The sequence below is a fragment of the Streptomyces sp. NPDC058646 genome (assembly GCF_042716875.1).
Classification (GTDB): Bacteria; Actinomycetota; Actinomycetes; order Streptomycetales; family Streptomycetaceae; genus Streptomyces.
Window position 1 is genome coordinate 33,390 of record NZ_JBHXRK010000020.1, and the last position, 13,392, is coordinate 46,781.

A 13,392-nucleotide genomic window follows, 5' to 3' on the forward strand; every position below is an offset into this window, starting at 1 on the left:
CTCTCGGTCCCCAGCTCCTGTGCCTTTCCTGTGTGACGCGACAATACGAGGTCGGATGCCGGACGGACCCGGATTGTGACGCAGAATTCAGTCAGCCGACAGGAAACACCGTCGGACCTGCCGATACGAGGTGTATAGGCAGGTCCGCCGAGTGGGATTGGTCCGTACTATCGGCCCGTCAGGCCGAGTTGAGGAGCCGGATCCGGTCGGAATGACCGGATCAGAAGCCGAGGCTCCAGGAGTCGATCTTGCCGGTGTCGCCGCCGGCGTTGTCGTTCACGCGGAGCTTCCAGGTGCCGTTCGCGACCTCGGAGGAGGCGTTGACGGTGTAGGTCTGGCTGATGTTGTCCGCGCTGCCGCCGGCCCGGTTGTGCAGGACGTAGACGGAACCGTCGGGGGCGACCAGGTCGACCTTGAGGTCACCGGTGTAGGTGTGCGCGATGTTCACGCCCACCTTGAGGGCGGCCGGGGCGTTGCCGGTGACGCCGCTGACGGTGATCGGGCTCTCCACGGTGGCGTTGTCACCGATGGCGAAGTCCGCGGTGTTCTCGAAGGACGGGGTGACCGGACCGGAGGTCACGGCCGCGACGGTCGCGGCCGCGTCGGCGAGACCGGCGCCGCAGCCACCGGTGCAGGTACCGGCCAGCGGGCGGGCGTTCGTCTTGATCGCCGACTCGATCTGGGCCGGGGTCAGCGCGGAGTTCGCCGACTTCAGCAGCGCGGCGAGGCCCGCGACGTGCGGGGCGGCCATGCTGGTGCCCTGGAAGGGCTTGTAGATCTCGCCGCCGGGGGTGGTGGTGCCGGCGTTCAGGGTGGAGAGGATGCCGTTCTCGGGGGTCGTGACCGTGCCGGGCGTGTCCGTGGCGCGGCGGGTCTCACCGCCCGGGGCGGCGACGTCGATGATCGCGCCGTAGTTGGAGTAGAAGGAGCGGTCGCCGGTGCGGTTGCTGGCGGCCACGTTGACGACGTTGTTGCAGCTGGCGGGCGAGAAGCCGGCCGCGTCCGCGTTGCTGTTGCCCGCGGCCACGACGACGGTGGTGCCCCGGCCGACGGCGGCGTTGATGGCGTTCTGGTAGGACGCGGTGCAGGCGCCCGAGCCGCCGAGGCTCATGTTGATCACCTTGGCGGGCGTGGCGTTCGCCGGGACGCCCTGGACGGAGCCGCCGGAGGCCCAGGTGATGGCGTCGACGATGTCCGAGGTGGCGCCGCCGCACTTGCCGAGGACGCGGACGGGCTGGATCTTGGCGCCGTACGCGATGCCGGCGATGCCCTTGGCGTTGCCGGTGGACGCGGCGATGGTGCCCGCGACGTGGGTGCCGTGCCAGGAGGAGTCACTGGCCTTGGAGCCGATGCCGCACTCCCCGGCAGCGCTCCAGTCGCCCTGGTCCGCCGGGTTGGCGTCGCGGCCGTTGCCGTCGCGGGCACCTGAGGCGCTGGTGATGAAGTCGTAGCCGGCGACCACGTTCGCGGCGAGGTCGGAGTGGGCGACGTAGCCGGTGTCGAGGACGGCGACGGTGACCCCGGTGCCGGTGGTCCTGTCCCACGCGGCGGGGACGTTCATGCCCGCGGTGGGTTCGAAGAGGTCCCACTGCTTGGCGTACTCGGTGTCGTTCGGGGTGGCCAGCGCGTAGGCGCGGGAGTCGGGCTCGACGTAGGCGACGTCCGGGTCGGCCCGGAACTGCGCCATGACGTCGGCGGCCTCGGCGGGGGCGACGGTGCCGCCCAGGTTGACGAGGGCGGCACCGGTGCCGAGGCGGCGGTCGAACTTCGCCTTCTTGCCGGCCTTCTTGCCCTTGGCGGCGGCGTCGTCGGCGGCCGCGGTGTTGGAACTGGCTTCCGTCGCCGTGGACTTGTATCCGACGATGAGGTTCTCGACCGGCGCGGTGGGGGTGACCGCGGCGGCGGTCGGGGCGGGGGCCGGGGCCTCGGCGGCCACGGCCACCGAGGCGGTGGCGGAACCGGCGAGCAGGGTGACGGACATCGCCACCACGGATATGAGCCTTCGTCTGGATGCGTGCACGGTGTTCCCTTTCGCGGGCCGCTTCCGGGCAGGCCGGAGCGGCCGGTCGGTGCAGTGTGGGAGGTGAACCGGCGGCCACGGGGCCGGGGCGGGCTGGTCGAACCCGCCCCGGTCACCGTCAGCGCCACGCTGCCCGTCCACGACGGCGGGCCGGGCAACGGCGTGACCGGCGATCCCCCCGGCCCGGCCGCATCGCGCCATGTGGGGTTGGAGCGTGGGCGGTCGGACTGGGGAAGGTCGCCGGTGGGCAGACAGTAGGCAACGTGGCGGTGAACCCGATACGGGGAAAACCCTTGTCCGGCCCCTGCCGCTCCCCAGGGGCTCCCCGGGGGGGGCCGCACGGACGGGGTGGCGGACGGGCGCGCCGGCCCGCTACCGGCCTTCGGAGAGCTTGCGGAACCAGGTCCAGCTGGTCTCGTTCGGCTCGCTCCACTTCTCCGGGGCGTGGGCGAACGCGGGGTGGTGCCCGGCGACGTACGCGCGGGTGCGCTCCGGGACCTCGGCGTAGGACTCCAGCTTGCGGCCGCGGCAGTGGAAGGTGAGACCGCCCGGGCGGGCGCCCCGTTCCATCCAGGGGAGCCACGGGGACATCCGCGTCCACGACATGGTGGAGGGCACGCTCACCGCGTCGGTGGCCAGGACGGACGCGGGTGCGAAGAACTGGAAGAGCTCCAGGGCCCGGTAGGTGTCGTCGGCCGAGTTCTGCGGGAACTCGGCCACGGGCAGCGGGGACGGATAGGCCAGCGGGATCTCCAGGCTGAAGCAGACCTGTTCGCCGAGGTCCGTGACGGGCACGGGGAAGGGGCGCCACTTCTGGTTGGCGGGGTCGTTCCAGACGTGGACGACCCGCTTGCCCTCCCAGGTCTCCAGGATCTCCCGGGTGAGGGGGTCCAGGTAGAAGGCCGCCTCCCGGGAGAGCAGCCGGTAGCCGCCGCTCTCCTCGTCGGTGACGAGGCGGGCGACATTGAGTCCCTCGAAGCCGAAGATGCGCTGATAGGGCTCGCCCGGGGCCCAGGAGTAGACGTCGCCGGACCACCAGAAGGTCACCTCCCGTCCGTCGAGCGAGGCGCGGGTGCGGGCGAGGGCGTTCAGGAGCTCGGCGGGTGTCATACGGCGTACTGTGCTGGGTCGTTGTACGGGTCGGCAACCGTCCGCTACCGGTACCGAACGGCAGTTATGGCGCATGGCGTGATCTCCAGGGATACAGGGTGCAACGGCGTCCGCCCTGCGGATGACAGGTTGACTGGGGTGGCGCCACCGGTGACCGTGACCGCATGGGGAACGAACACCGCCTGCTCACGCTCGTCGTCTGCCTGGTGCTGGGGGGCGGGCTGCTCGCCGCCGTCCTGGGCGCCTCGCGTGCGGCCGGCCCCCGGCACGGGGCGGGCCCGGCCCCTGCCGACTCCGTGGACATCCGCGACGTTCCGCGCACCCCGGACCACGCCCCCTCCCCCGGCCCCGACGCCTCGACCGGCTCGGTGGTGGTGGACTGCGGCCGCAACGAGCAGGGCCACTACAACGAGGACAACCTGGTCGTCTCGCCCGGCCTGCCCTCCGGGGCACACCACACGCACGCGTACGTCGGGAACCTCTCCACGGACGCCATGTCGACCGACGCCTCCCTGGACGCGGCCGCCACCAGCTGCGCGGGCGGAGACCGCTCCACGTACTACTGGCCGGTCCTGCGCCGCCCGGACCGCCCGGGCACGCGCCCCCACGAGACCTCGGCGGGCCACGGCAACACGGGCGAGATCGTGCCGGAGGCCTCGGTCGTGGTGGAGTTCCGCGGCAACCCGACGAGCCAGGTGGTTCCCATGCCGCGCTTCCTGCGCGGGGTGACGGGGGACGCCGTCGCGTACACGGCGGGCAGCGAGGCGGACGTACGGGCCCGCTGGGGCTGTTCGGGTTCCCCCGACCGGACCACCACCCGCTACCCCCGCTGCCCCGAGGGTGACCTGCTCACCCGCACCCTGACCTTCCCCAGCTGCTGGAACGGCCTCGACACGGCCGGCGCCGGGCACCGCTCGCACCTGCGGTTCCCCTCCACGGACGGCGTCTGCCCCCGGAGCACCTTCCCCGTGCCGGAGCTGCGCGTCTCCTTCACGTACGCCCTCCCGGCGGGCGCGCCCATCGCGCTCGACTCCTTCCCCGAGCAGCGGCACAGCCCCAGGACGGACCACGCGATGTTCGTGAACGCGATGACCGACGAGCAGATGGCCGCGGTGGTCGACTGCCTCAACACCGGCCGCACCTGCCGGAGCTGAGTGACGTACGTCACATGAACCGTCGGCGTACCGGGGGCGTGTTCCGACCGCACCAGGTACGCGCGAAAGACGGAGAGGGTGAGATGGCCGGACCACTGTGGCCCCGCACTCGGCGGGGCTCGACCGATGAGGCTCTGATCAAGTCGGTCTACGAGGAGCACGGCCAGGCCCTGCTCGCGTACGCCACCCGGCTGACCGGGGACCGGGCCGCCGCCGAGGACGTCGTCCAGGAGACCCTGATCCGGGCCTGGCGGCATACCGAGGTCCTGGTCAACGGGAAGGGATCGGTGCGCGGCTGGCTGCTCACCGTGGCCCGCAACATCATCACCGACCGGTACCGGGCCAGGGCGGCCCGGCCCCCGGAGGTCTCCGGGGAGGCGTCCGTTCCCCCGGTGGAGGCGGACCACGCCGACTCCGTGGTGGACTCCATGACGGTCCTGGGGGCCCTCGACCAGCTGTCCCCGGAACACCGGGACGTCCTCAAGGAGTTGTACTACCGGCAGCTCAGCGTCGCGGAGGCCGCGGACAGCCTCGGCATCCCGGCGGGCACGGTCAAATCGCGCTCGCACTACGCGCTCAAGGCCCTGCGCGAGGTCTTCGTCGACGGCGCTGCCCGGGGGAACGGCTCCAGAAGAGGAAATCGAACGGGCAGGCCGCCCCAGCAGCCCGCCGGACTGCGTGAGGTGGTGGCATGAACCGGCAGCGACACGAGGAGGAACTGCTCGGCCCGTACGTGCTCGGCGTCCTGGACGGCGAGGAGACCCGGCGGGTCGACGAGCACCTGCGGAACTGCGTGCAGTGCCGGGAGGAGGTGGCCGCGTTGCGCGAGATGGAGCTGGCGCTCGGCGAGGTGCCCGAGGAGGCGTTCCTCGACGGACCGCCGCAGGGCGGAGACCTGCTGCTCCAGCGCACGCTGCGGCAGATGCGCGGGGAGCGGGCGGGCGCGCAGCGCCGCCGCCTGGGTCTCGCGGGACTGGCCGCGGCGGCCTCCATGGCCGCGGTGTTCTGGGCCGGCGCCCAGCTGGGCGGCGGGGATCCGGAGCCCCGGGCGCTGCCTCCGCAGCCCTCCCCGTCGGCCTCCGGGGCTCCTTCGCCGCCTCCGCCCGGGACCAGGGTGGCCTCGGCCACGGACCGGGCCACGGGTGCGCGGATGACCGTACAGATGACGCCCGCCAAGCAGTGGGTGCGGGTGAACGCCGCCGTGACGGGCATCCCGCCGGGCGAGCGGTGCCGGCTCGTCGTCGTCGCCAAGGACGGTACGCGCACCACCGCGGGCGGCTGGGTCGTGGGCGGCCAGGAGAACGGCGAGGGCAAGGGGGCGGCGCTGGACGGCTCGGCGGCCGTGGATCCCTCGGACGTCAGGGCGATCCTCGTCGAGAACGAGGCGGGCAGGGCGTTCGTGTCCGTACCGGTGTGACGGGTGTTCCCGTCCGGGCAGGGGGACGGGAACGTGACAGAGCCCGGGAGCATGTCCAGCTCCCGGGCTCCTGCTTGCCACCCAATCAGTTGCAGCTCGCGCTCTCGCGCACCCCCCGCTCACCACCGGGGGCGATCACGGGGCTACCTGAACAGGTAGCTCGACCCGGCCCAGCAGCTCGTTCACCCGCCGGGCCGGCAGCGCGCCGGAGAACGCGGCCGCACGTGGACATCGCCGGTCAGGACAGGTGGACCGGCAGGTCGAACAGGTCGTTCTGGGTCAGGACCGGCTTGTTGCGGAGTTCCTCGGGCGCCACGGCCAGGGCCAGGTCCGGGAAGCGGGCGTACAGGGCCGGGAGGGCGACCAGGGCCTCCAGCCGGGAGAGCGCGGCGCCGGGACAGACGTGCGGGCCGTGGCCGAAGGAGATGTGGCGGTTGGGGGTGCGGGTGACGTCGAACTCCCCCGCCGTGGCGCCGTGCTGCTCCTCGTCGCGGCCGATGGCGCCGAAGGAGACGACGAGCCCTTCGCCCTTCGGCAGGATCCGGTCCCCGACCTCGATGTCCTCGGTGGCGAAGCGGATCAGGACGTGCGAGGTCGGGGTGGACCAGCGCAGGGTCTCCTCGATCACGTTCTCCCAGGGGACCTCGCCCTTCAGGACGCGGGCCCGCTGCTCGGGGTGGGTCTGCAGGGCGACGACCGCGTTGACGATCAGGCTGATCGTGGTCTCGTGGCCGGCGGCGACCATCAGCTGGAGGGTGTTGGTGATCTCCTCGGTGGTCAGGTGGTCCCCGTCCTCCGAGGCGGCGATGAGCGCGCTGGTCAGGTCGTCGCCCGGGTTCTCGCGCTTGGACTCCACGATGCGGGAGAAGAGCGCGCCGAGGTCCGCCATCATCTGCGGCACCTCCTCGGGGCGGGTCTGCGTGGAGAAGAACTTCTCGAACAGCGCCTTCAACCGGGGGTGTTCGGCCGCGTCGACGCCCATCAGCTCGCTGATCACGTTCATCGGCAGGGGGTAGGCGAACTCGGCCTTCAGGTCGACGCGTTCGCCGGCCGGCAGGGCGGCCAGCCGGTCGAGCATGCCGGCCGTCAGCTCCTCGATGCCGCCCCGCAGCTTCTCCACCCGGCGTACGGTCAGGGCCTGTGCGACCAGGGTGCGCAGCCTGCGGTGCTCGGCGCCGTCGACGGTGAGCATCGAGCGGCCGGGGTTGGCGAGGCCGATCAGCGGCCAGTCCGCGGGTATCTCACCGCGCTGCCAGGCACCCCAGACGCCGATGTCCTTGACGACCCGGGAGTCGGTGAGCAGGGTTCGCGCCTCCGCGTGGCGGGTGACGGCGTAGACGCCGACGCCGCCGGGCAGGACGACCCGTACGAGCGGACCCCGGGCGCGCAGCAGGGCGCTCTCCGCGTCCAGGTCGGTGACGAAGGGGTCGAGGACGACGGGCGCGGCCTCGTCGGCGCCGGAGTGGTCGATCGGGCAGGTCATCGGGAGGCTCCAAGGGCGGGGGTCGGGGTGTAGGTCACCGGGAGTTCGGACAGTCCGCGCAGCCAGGGGGACGGGCGCCGGGCCAGTGCGGAGGCGGGGACCGCGAGGTCGACGTCGGGCAGCCGGTCCAGGAGGACTTCGATGCCGGTGCGCGCGATGACCTCGGCGACCTCCTGGGCGGGGAACGGGCAGCGGTGGTCACCGTGTCCGAAGGAGAGGAAGGCGCTGTTGCCGCCGGTGAGGGCGCCGGCGTCGGTGCGCACCTGCGGGTCGGCGTTGGCGGCGGCGAGGCCCAGCAGGAGCAGGTCGCCCTGGGCGATGCGGCGACCGGCGAGGTGGGTGTCGCGGGAGGCCCAGCGGCCGGCCACGTTCTGGGTGGGGGTGTCCTCCCACAGCACCTCGTTCATGGCCTCGCCGACGCTGTGCCGGCCGCCCGCCAGGGAGGCTTCGAAGCGGGGGTCGGTGAGCATGAGGCGGAGCGAGTTGCCGATCCAGTCGGCGGTGGGCTGGTGGCCCGCGGCCATCATCACCATGAGGTCCTGGGCGATCTCGTCCACGGAGAAGCCCGCCCGGTTGGCGAGCATGTGGGAGACGACGTCCGGGCCGGGCTCGGCCTGCTTGGCCGCGAGCAGGGCGTACATCGAGCCGCCGAGGTGGCGCTGGCCCTCCAGAGCCCCTTCACGGCCGTTGATCATGTCGTTCATGGCGGTGACGAGGCCTGGTCCCTGCTCGTCGGAGAAGCCGTAGATCCGGGCGAGGACGCGCAGCGGCAGGAGCATCGCGTACTCGCCGACGATGTCGCAGGCGCCCTTGCCGCAGAGGCCGTCGATCAGCTCGTCCGCGAACCGTTCGGCGTGGTCCTTGAGTTCGAACGGGTCCACGGACTCCAGCGCGTCGCTGATCACGGCGGCCCGCTCGCGGTGTCGTTCGCCGACGGTGTAGAGGATGGACGGCTGCTTGCGGCCGATCATCGGCAGGAGCGGCCAGTCGCCGGGGATGCGGTCCCACTGGTTCCACAGCTCGGAGTCCCGGGAGAAGAGCACCGGGTCGCTGGTGACCTGGTGCAGTTCGCGGTAGCCGAGGACGAGCCAGGCCGGTACGCCGCCGTCGAGGACGACCGGGGCGACGGCGCCGTGGTCGCGCCGCATCTCCCGGTACAGCCCGAGGGGGTCGGTCTGGAACCGGGGGCCGCTCAGGGGGACGGGCTGGGGCTCGGGCGCGGCGGGGGTGGTCACGGGGTGGGCTCCGGGGTCTTCGGCTGATGCGGCCGGGCGGCCGTCTGGAGGTGCTGGACGAGGGAGATCAGGACGTGCTTGGCCGACTCCCGGGAGCGGGCGTCGCAGAACACCAGCGGGACGTGGGGCGGGAGGTCCAGGGCCGCGCGGACCTGCTCCTGGCTGTGCTGCGGCCCCCCGAAGTCGTTGCAGGCGACGACGAAGGGGGTGCCGTGGTGTTCGAGGCGGTCGATGGCGTACCAGGACTCGGCGAGGCGGCGGGTGTCGGCGAGGACGACCGCGCCGAGGGTGCCGGAGAACAGCCGGTCCCACAGGAACCAGAAACGTTCCTGGCCGGGGGCGCCGAAGAGGTACAGCACGTTGTGCGCGTCGAGGGTGATGCGGCCGAAGTCGAAGGCGACGGTGGTCGCCTTCTTCGCCGCGATCCGGTCGGTGTCGTCGACGCCCTCGCCGGCCTGCGTCATGGTCTCCTCGGTGTTCAGCGGGCGGATCTCGCTGACCGAGCGGACCAGGGTGGTCTTGCCGACTCCGAACCCGCCCACGATCACGATCTTCAGACCGTTGTCGGCGGTGCTGAGCAGGGTCTGGCGACGCGGTTCGGGGATCGCGTCAGAGGCTGCGGAGTCCAACGAGCACCTGCTCCAGGATGTCGGGGTCGGGAAGGCGGTACGTCGTACGGGGGTGGCGGGCCCTGATGCGGCCGGTTCCGAGCAGGTCGGCGAGGAGGATCCGGACGATGGACACGGGCAGGCCCAGCCGGGCCGCGACCTCCACGACCGCCGTGGGGTACCGGCACATGCGCAGGATCGCCGCGTGCTCCGACTGCATGCCGGGGGCCGCGTCGCACTCGGCGACGATCAGCGTGACCAGGTCGAACGCGTCGGAACCGGCGCGGCTGCGGCCGCCGGTGAGGGTGTAGAGCCGGTCCGGGGAGTCGTCCCGGCCCGGTCTGCTCCTGCTCATCCCCGGGGCCGGGCGACGAGGTGCTCGCCGAGCTGCTCGACCAGTTCGGACATGTTGTGCCCGGCCAGGCCCGCGTCGGCTTCCTCGGAGGCGACGAGCGCGAGGTGCGCGCCCTCGCCGGCTTCGACGATGAAGAGGATCCCGCCGTAGAACTCGGCCATGGCGGAGCGGACGCCGCCGGTTCCGTCGCCGAACTCCATGGACGCCCCGTGCGAGAGGCTCTGGATGCCGGCGGCGATCGCGGCGAGCTGGTCGGCCTGGTCGACGGAGAGCTCCGGTGTGCGGCACAGCTTGAGGCCGTCGCGGGAGAGCACGAGGGCGTGCCGGGCGCCGGGGGTGCGCTCCAGGAGGCCTTCCAGGAGCCAGCTGAGCGTCTCGTCGGTGGTGGAGGCGGTCATTGCGCGGTGCCTTCCGGATGCTGGGGGGTCTGAGGGTTCTGGTGTCTCTGGGGGTGCGCGGGGTGCGCCGAGGGGCCGCGGACGGCCTCGCGGAAGGTGCCGAAGCGGGTGGCCGGCCGGTGCGCGCCGGTGGGGGTCTCGCCGGTACGGGGCGCCGCTTCGGCTCCGTCGGGGGTGCGCCCGGCTCCGGGCTGGGCGGCGGCGAGCGTCTGGCCGCGGCGGCGCTGGGGCAGCCCGCTCCCGCCGGACCCGGGGGCCGGGTCCGGCCCGGTCGCGGACCCGCCCTCGGCGGCGCGGGGTCCGCCCTGCGGGGCGGGGTCGTCGGCCCGTGCGTGCGTACGGTCGCCCGTGCGGCCGTCGCGGGCGGGCGCGGGCAGCACGGCCGGGGCGGGGGCGGGCTCCGGCGCGGCGGCGGTTGCCGGGGCGGGGACGGCTTCGGCCGGGCCGTGGCTGATCAGCTCCTGCGGCAGCATCATCAGGGCCCCGGTACCGCCGCGGGCCGAGGGCCGGAAGGACACGGTGAGCCCGTGCTTGCGCGCGAGGCGGCCGACGACGGCGAGGCCGAGCCGGGTGCCGGAGAGCCCGGCCAGGTCCAGCGATTCGGCGCTCACCGCCTGTTCGGCGCGGCGCAGCTGGACCTCGCTCATGACCAGGCCGCTGTCCTCGACGGTGATGACGATCCCGGCGGGCACCTCTTCCACGTACACGTGGACCTCGGCGGAGGGCGGGGAGAAGTTCGCCGCGTTGTCGAGGAGTTCGGCGAGGGCGTGCATGACGCCCTCGGCCGCGTGCCCGGCGACGGCGGCGTCGCTGGTGGAGTGCAGCCGGACCCGCTGGTATCCACCGATCCGCCCCATCGCGCCGCGCAGCACGGACTCCATCACGATCGGCTTGGCCCAGCGGCGGCCCGAACGGGCTCCGGTGAGCACGGCGATGGAGTCGGCGAGGCGGCCCGCCTGGGCGGTGCGGTGGTCGAGGTGGAGGAGGTCGCCGAGGACGTCCTCGTCGGCGTGCCGGTGCTCCATGTCGCGGAGGTCGGCGAGCATGCCGGTGGCGAGGGCCTGCATACGGCCGGCCGCGTTGGCCGCGGCGGCCATGGCGGCGGCCCGGCCGGACTCGGCGCGGCGCAGCTCGTCGGCGAGGTGCTGGCGGGATGCCGCCCCGGTGGCGGCCAGCGTGTCGAGCTGGGCGGCGTGGGCGGCCGCCAGGCGGTCCAGTTCCGCGGAGTGGGCGGCGGTCAGCCTGTTCCGCTCGGCGGTGTGCGCGGCCGCGTCGCGGGCGGCGTCGGCGGTCAGCCGGGCGATGTGGGCGTCACGGGCGGCGAGTTCCCCGCCGAGACCGGATATCCGGCGGCGCAGCAGCCGGGCCGTGCGCGTCGACCAGACGACGGCGAAGGCCGCGACGGCGAGCAGCAGGACGCCCGCACCGGAGAACCAGGCGAGGGGGACGCGGACGGCCGGGGGGGCCGCGGCCACCGCCGCCGTGCAGACCGCACCGGTGACCGCTGTGGTGATCAGCAGGGCGAGCGCGGAGGGGCGGAGTGGAGAGGAGGGCGCCGTCATCGATCAAGGCCTCATACGGGGCGGGAGGAGATTGGTTTCCTGGGATAACGAGGGCCAACTATAGGAGAGTTATTGATCGATTTGGAAAGTACTTGGCCACTCTCACGTTCCGTAATGGCTGATAGAGGACGTTCCGGATCCGATCGCCGTCGCGCGGCGCACCGGCGACCACCCCCGGACGCCACTCCCCCGCCACCCCCGCCCCGGTGCGAGACGGACCGATCATCACATTGCGGTCCATGACATCCTGTGACGTCACAACTCGCCGGGCGGAATCGGCGGACGTCCGGGGAATTTGGGGAAGGTCGATGAGGCTCTGCTTCCTGGTGGAAGAGCACTACCGCCACGACGGCATGCCGAACGAGGTGATCGGGCAGCTGACCGCGTGGGGTCACCGGGTGGACGTGGTGCGGCCGGGCGGCTCGCTCCTGCGCATGTCCGAGGTGGTGGACGCCGGGGCACACGACGCCTGGGTGCTCAAGACCGTGTCCGGCGGACCCGGGCTGACCCTGCTGGAAGCCGCCGCCGCGGCCGGGGCGACCACGGTCAACGACGCCCGCTCGATCCGGGGCGTACGGGACAAGGCGCTGGCCGCCGCCATCGGGCGCGGCCGGGGGCTCCCGCTGCCGCCGACGTACGCGGTGGCCCGTCCCGAACTGCTGCGGGAGATACCGGCATCGGAGTACCCCCTGGTCGTCAAACCCGCCGACGGCAGCTCCGGGCGGGCCGTGCGCCTGGTCTCCACCCCCGAGCGGCTGGAGGCGATGCTGCCCGTCCTGGCGGGCGAGGGCATGCTCATCGCCCAGCCCTACGTGCCCAACCCGGGCACCGACCTCAAGGTGTACGGGGTCGGCGGCGAGCTGTTCGCGACCGAGCGCTGCTCCCCCCTGCACCCGGACCCCACGGTGCGCGAACGCCGCGTACCCCTGTCCGCGGAGGTCGCCGCGATCGCCGCGCAGGTGGGCTCGGTGTACGGGCTCGACCTGTACGGGGTGGACGTGCTGCTGGGCCCGGAGGGACCGGTGGTCGTCGACGTGAACGACTTCCCGAGCTTCCGTCAGGTGCCGGACGCGGCGGCGCGGGTCGCCCGGGCGGTCCTCGGACTGGCCCGGGCGGGCGGCTCCGCGGCCCCCTGCCTGCGGCCGTACCCGTCACTGCCCGTACCCATCCCGGCGCAGGCCTCCGCGGGAGCCGGTGACGGCGCGTGAGGATCGGCCTGATCACCCCGGAACCCGGCCATCCGCTGCTGGCGGCGGCCTCGGGCCTGCTGGCCGGCGAACACACCGTCGAGGCACTCGACCCGCGGACGTCGGACGTACCGCGCCGGCCGGCCGACGTGTACCTGCTGAAGACGGGGACCCCCCGGGCGCTGGACCTCGCACGGCAGCTGGAGCAGCGCGGGGCCACGGTGGTGAACACCGCGGCGGCGACCGCGCTGTGCCAGGACCGGACGCGGATGGCGGAGCTCGCCCGGCGGTCCGGCCTGCCCTTCGCCGCCACCCGGACCTTCGCCTCCCTCGCCGCATGGGCTTCCGGCGCCCAGCTCTCCTCCTCCGTGGTGGTCAAGAGCCGGCACAACCGCCGGGGCGACCTGGTCGCCCGCGTGGACGGCCCCGCCCAGCTGGCCCGGCTGCGGACGCCCTGGGCCCAGGAGCCCGTGGTGGTCCAGGAGTTCGCGCCCAACAGCGGCTGGGACCACAAACTGTGGGCGGTCGGGGGCCGGGTCTTCGCGGCCCTGCGCCGTTCCGAGCTGTCCCCCGGGGGACGCGGCCCCGACCGGCCGCTGGAGCCCGGGGAACTGCCGGCCGGCTGGGCCGACCTGGTGCACCAGGTCGGCACGGTGTTCGCCCTGGACGTCTACGGCGTGGACATCGTCGACACCGGCGGCGGGACACCGCTGATCGTCGACATCAACGCCTTCCCCGGCATCCGGGGCCAGGCGGGCGCCCCGGAGGCCCTGGTGGCCCTGACCCTGCGCCGGGCGTCCGGGGCTCCGGGGCCCGCGTAGCGCCACGCCCCGGCGGACGGCCCGCAGAGGCCCGGACGGGGA

13 protein-coding genes are annotated in these 13,392 nt (G+C 73.3%); 5 read left to right on the forward strand and 8 right to left on the reverse strand.

Going from position 1 to position 13,392, the window contains the following annotated elements; translation table 11 throughout:
* Nucleotides 1–220 precede the first annotated feature (220 nt).
* Complete coding sequence (locus ACFWUZ_RS23750) at nt 221–1,981, reverse strand: S8 family serine peptidase (protein WP_384376585.1); 1,761 nt, start codon at nt 1,979–1,981, stop codon at nt 221–223.
* Nucleotides 1,982–2,392: 411 nt separating this feature from the next.
* Nucleotides 2,393–3,130, reverse strand: a complete 738-nt coding sequence (locus ACFWUZ_RS23755) for a DUF1838 family protein (RefSeq protein WP_384376285.1) — start codon at nt 3,128–3,130, stop codon at nt 2,393–2,395.
* A 164-nt stretch (nt 3,131–3,294) separates the two neighbouring features.
* On the opposite strand from ACFWUZ_RS23755, the gene ACFWUZ_RS23760 reads away from it, so the two are divergent.
* The 3 genes from ACFWUZ_RS23760 (at nt 3,295) to ACFWUZ_RS23770 (ending at nt 5,701) form a co-directional block, all read left to right on the forward strand.
* Nucleotides 3,295–4,284 (forward strand): DUF1996 domain-containing protein, encoded by a 990-nt coding sequence (locus ACFWUZ_RS23760; protein WP_384376288.1) that lies wholly within the window; start codon nt 3,295–3,297, stop codon nt 4,282–4,284.
* 83 nt (nt 4,285–4,367) lie between these two features.
* A complete protein-coding gene (locus ACFWUZ_RS23765; RefSeq protein ID WP_384376291.1) occupies nt 4,368–4,979 on the forward strand; it encodes a sigma-70 family RNA polymerase sigma factor in 612 nt (203 codons plus the stop codon).
* Nucleotides 4,976–5,701 (forward strand): anti-sigma factor family protein, encoded by a 726-nt coding sequence (locus tag ACFWUZ_RS23770; RefSeq protein ID WP_384376294.1) that lies wholly within the window; start codon nt 4,976–4,978, stop codon nt 5,699–5,701. Before ACFWUZ_RS23765 ends, ACFWUZ_RS23770 begins: the two co-directional genes overlap by 4 nt.
* 238 nt (nt 5,702–5,939) lie before the next feature.
* Here ACFWUZ_RS23770 and ACFWUZ_RS23775 read toward each other — a convergent pair whose 3' ends face one another.
* The 6 genes from ACFWUZ_RS23775 to ACFWUZ_RS23800 are packed head-to-tail and all read right to left on the reverse strand — an operon-like array spanning nt 5,940 to nt 11,342.
* On the reverse strand, nt 5,940–7,184 hold the full coding sequence (locus ACFWUZ_RS23775; protein ID WP_384376297.1) for a cytochrome P450: 1,245 nt from the start codon (nt 7,182–7,184) through the stop codon (nt 5,940–5,942).
* A complete protein-coding gene (locus ACFWUZ_RS23780) occupies nt 7,181–8,419 on the reverse strand; it encodes a cytochrome P450 (protein ID WP_384376300.1) in 1,239 nt (412 codons plus the stop codon). The genes ACFWUZ_RS23775 and ACFWUZ_RS23780 overlap by 4 nt, the downstream gene beginning before the upstream one ends.
* The gene (locus ACFWUZ_RS23785) at nt 8,416–9,048 is read right to left on the reverse strand and encodes an ATP/GTP-binding protein (protein ID WP_384376303.1); all 633 of its coding nucleotides are present in this window, start codon (nt 9,046–9,048) and stop codon (nt 8,416–8,418) included. The genes ACFWUZ_RS23780 and ACFWUZ_RS23785 overlap by 4 nt, the downstream gene beginning before the upstream one ends.
* Complete coding sequence (locus ACFWUZ_RS23790; RefSeq protein ID WP_384376306.1) at nt 9,029–9,382, reverse strand: DUF742 domain-containing protein; 354 nt, start codon at nt 9,380–9,382, stop codon at nt 9,029–9,031. Before ACFWUZ_RS23790 ends, ACFWUZ_RS23785 begins: the two co-directional genes overlap by 20 nt.
* Entirely contained in the window at nt 9,379–9,780 is a 402-nt protein-coding gene (locus ACFWUZ_RS23795; RefSeq protein ID WP_384376309.1) for a roadblock/LC7 domain-containing protein, read from the reverse strand. The genes ACFWUZ_RS23790 and ACFWUZ_RS23795 overlap by 4 nt, the downstream gene beginning before the upstream one ends.
* Complete coding sequence (locus ACFWUZ_RS23800; protein WP_384376312.1) at nt 9,777–11,342, reverse strand: sensor histidine kinase; 1,566 nt, start codon at nt 11,340–11,342, stop codon at nt 9,777–9,779. Before ACFWUZ_RS23800 ends, ACFWUZ_RS23795 begins: the two co-directional genes overlap by 4 nt.
* A gap of 308 nt (nt 11,343–11,650) precedes the next feature.
* Here ACFWUZ_RS23800 and ACFWUZ_RS23805 point away from each other — a divergent pair, with 308 nt between their 5' ends.
* Nucleotides 11,651–12,550 (forward strand): RimK family alpha-L-glutamate ligase, encoded by a 900-nt coding sequence (locus ACFWUZ_RS23805; protein WP_384376316.1) that lies wholly within the window; start codon nt 11,651–11,653, stop codon nt 12,548–12,550.
* Nucleotides 12,547–13,350 (forward strand): RimK family alpha-L-glutamate ligase, encoded by an 804-nt coding sequence (locus ACFWUZ_RS23810; protein ID WP_384376319.1) that lies wholly within the window; start codon nt 12,547–12,549, stop codon nt 13,348–13,350. Before ACFWUZ_RS23805 ends, ACFWUZ_RS23810 begins: the two co-directional genes overlap by 4 nt.
* Nucleotides 13,351–13,392: the final 42 nt, after the last annotated feature.

What these genes read in the sequence shown, in the direction of transcription:
- ACFWUZ_RS23750 (WP_384376585.1), bottom strand. Translation starts at nt 1,981, where the DNA reads ATGTCCGTCACCCTGCTCGCCGGTTCCGCCACCGCCTCGGTGGCCGTG.
- ACFWUZ_RS23755 (WP_384376285.1), bottom strand. Translation starts at nt 3,130, where the DNA reads ATGACACCCGCCGAGCTCCTGAACGCCCTCGCCCGCACCCGCGCCTCG.
- ACFWUZ_RS23760 (WP_384376288.1), top strand. Translation starts at nt 3,295, where the DNA reads ATGGGGAACGAACACCGCCTGCTCACGCTCGTCGTCTGCCTGGTGCTG.
- ACFWUZ_RS23765 (WP_384376291.1), top strand. Translation starts at nt 4,368, where the DNA reads ATGGCCGGACCACTGTGGCCCCGCACTCGGCGGGGCTCGACCGATGAG.
- ACFWUZ_RS23770 (WP_384376294.1), top strand. Translation starts at nt 4,976, where the DNA reads ATGAACCGGCAGCGACACGAGGAGGAACTGCTCGGCCCGTACGTGCTC.
- ACFWUZ_RS23775 (WP_384376297.1), bottom strand. Translation starts at nt 7,184, where the DNA reads ATGACCTGCCCGATCGACCACTCCGGCGCCGACGAGGCCGCGCCCGTC.
- ACFWUZ_RS23790 (WP_384376306.1), bottom strand. Translation starts at nt 9,382, where the DNA reads ATGAGCAGGAGCAGACCGGGCCGGGACGACTCCCCGGACCGGCTCTAC.
- ACFWUZ_RS23795 (WP_384376309.1), bottom strand. Translation starts at nt 9,780, where the DNA reads ATGACCGCCTCCACCACCGACGAGACGCTCAGCTGGCTCCTGGAAGGC.
- ACFWUZ_RS23800 (WP_384376312.1), bottom strand. Translation starts at nt 11,342, where the DNA reads ATGACGGCGCCCTCCTCTCCACTCCGCCCCTCCGCGCTCGCCCTGCTG.
- ACFWUZ_RS23805 (WP_384376316.1), top strand. Translation starts at nt 11,651, where the DNA reads ATGAGGCTCTGCTTCCTGGTGGAAGAGCACTACCGCCACGACGGCATG.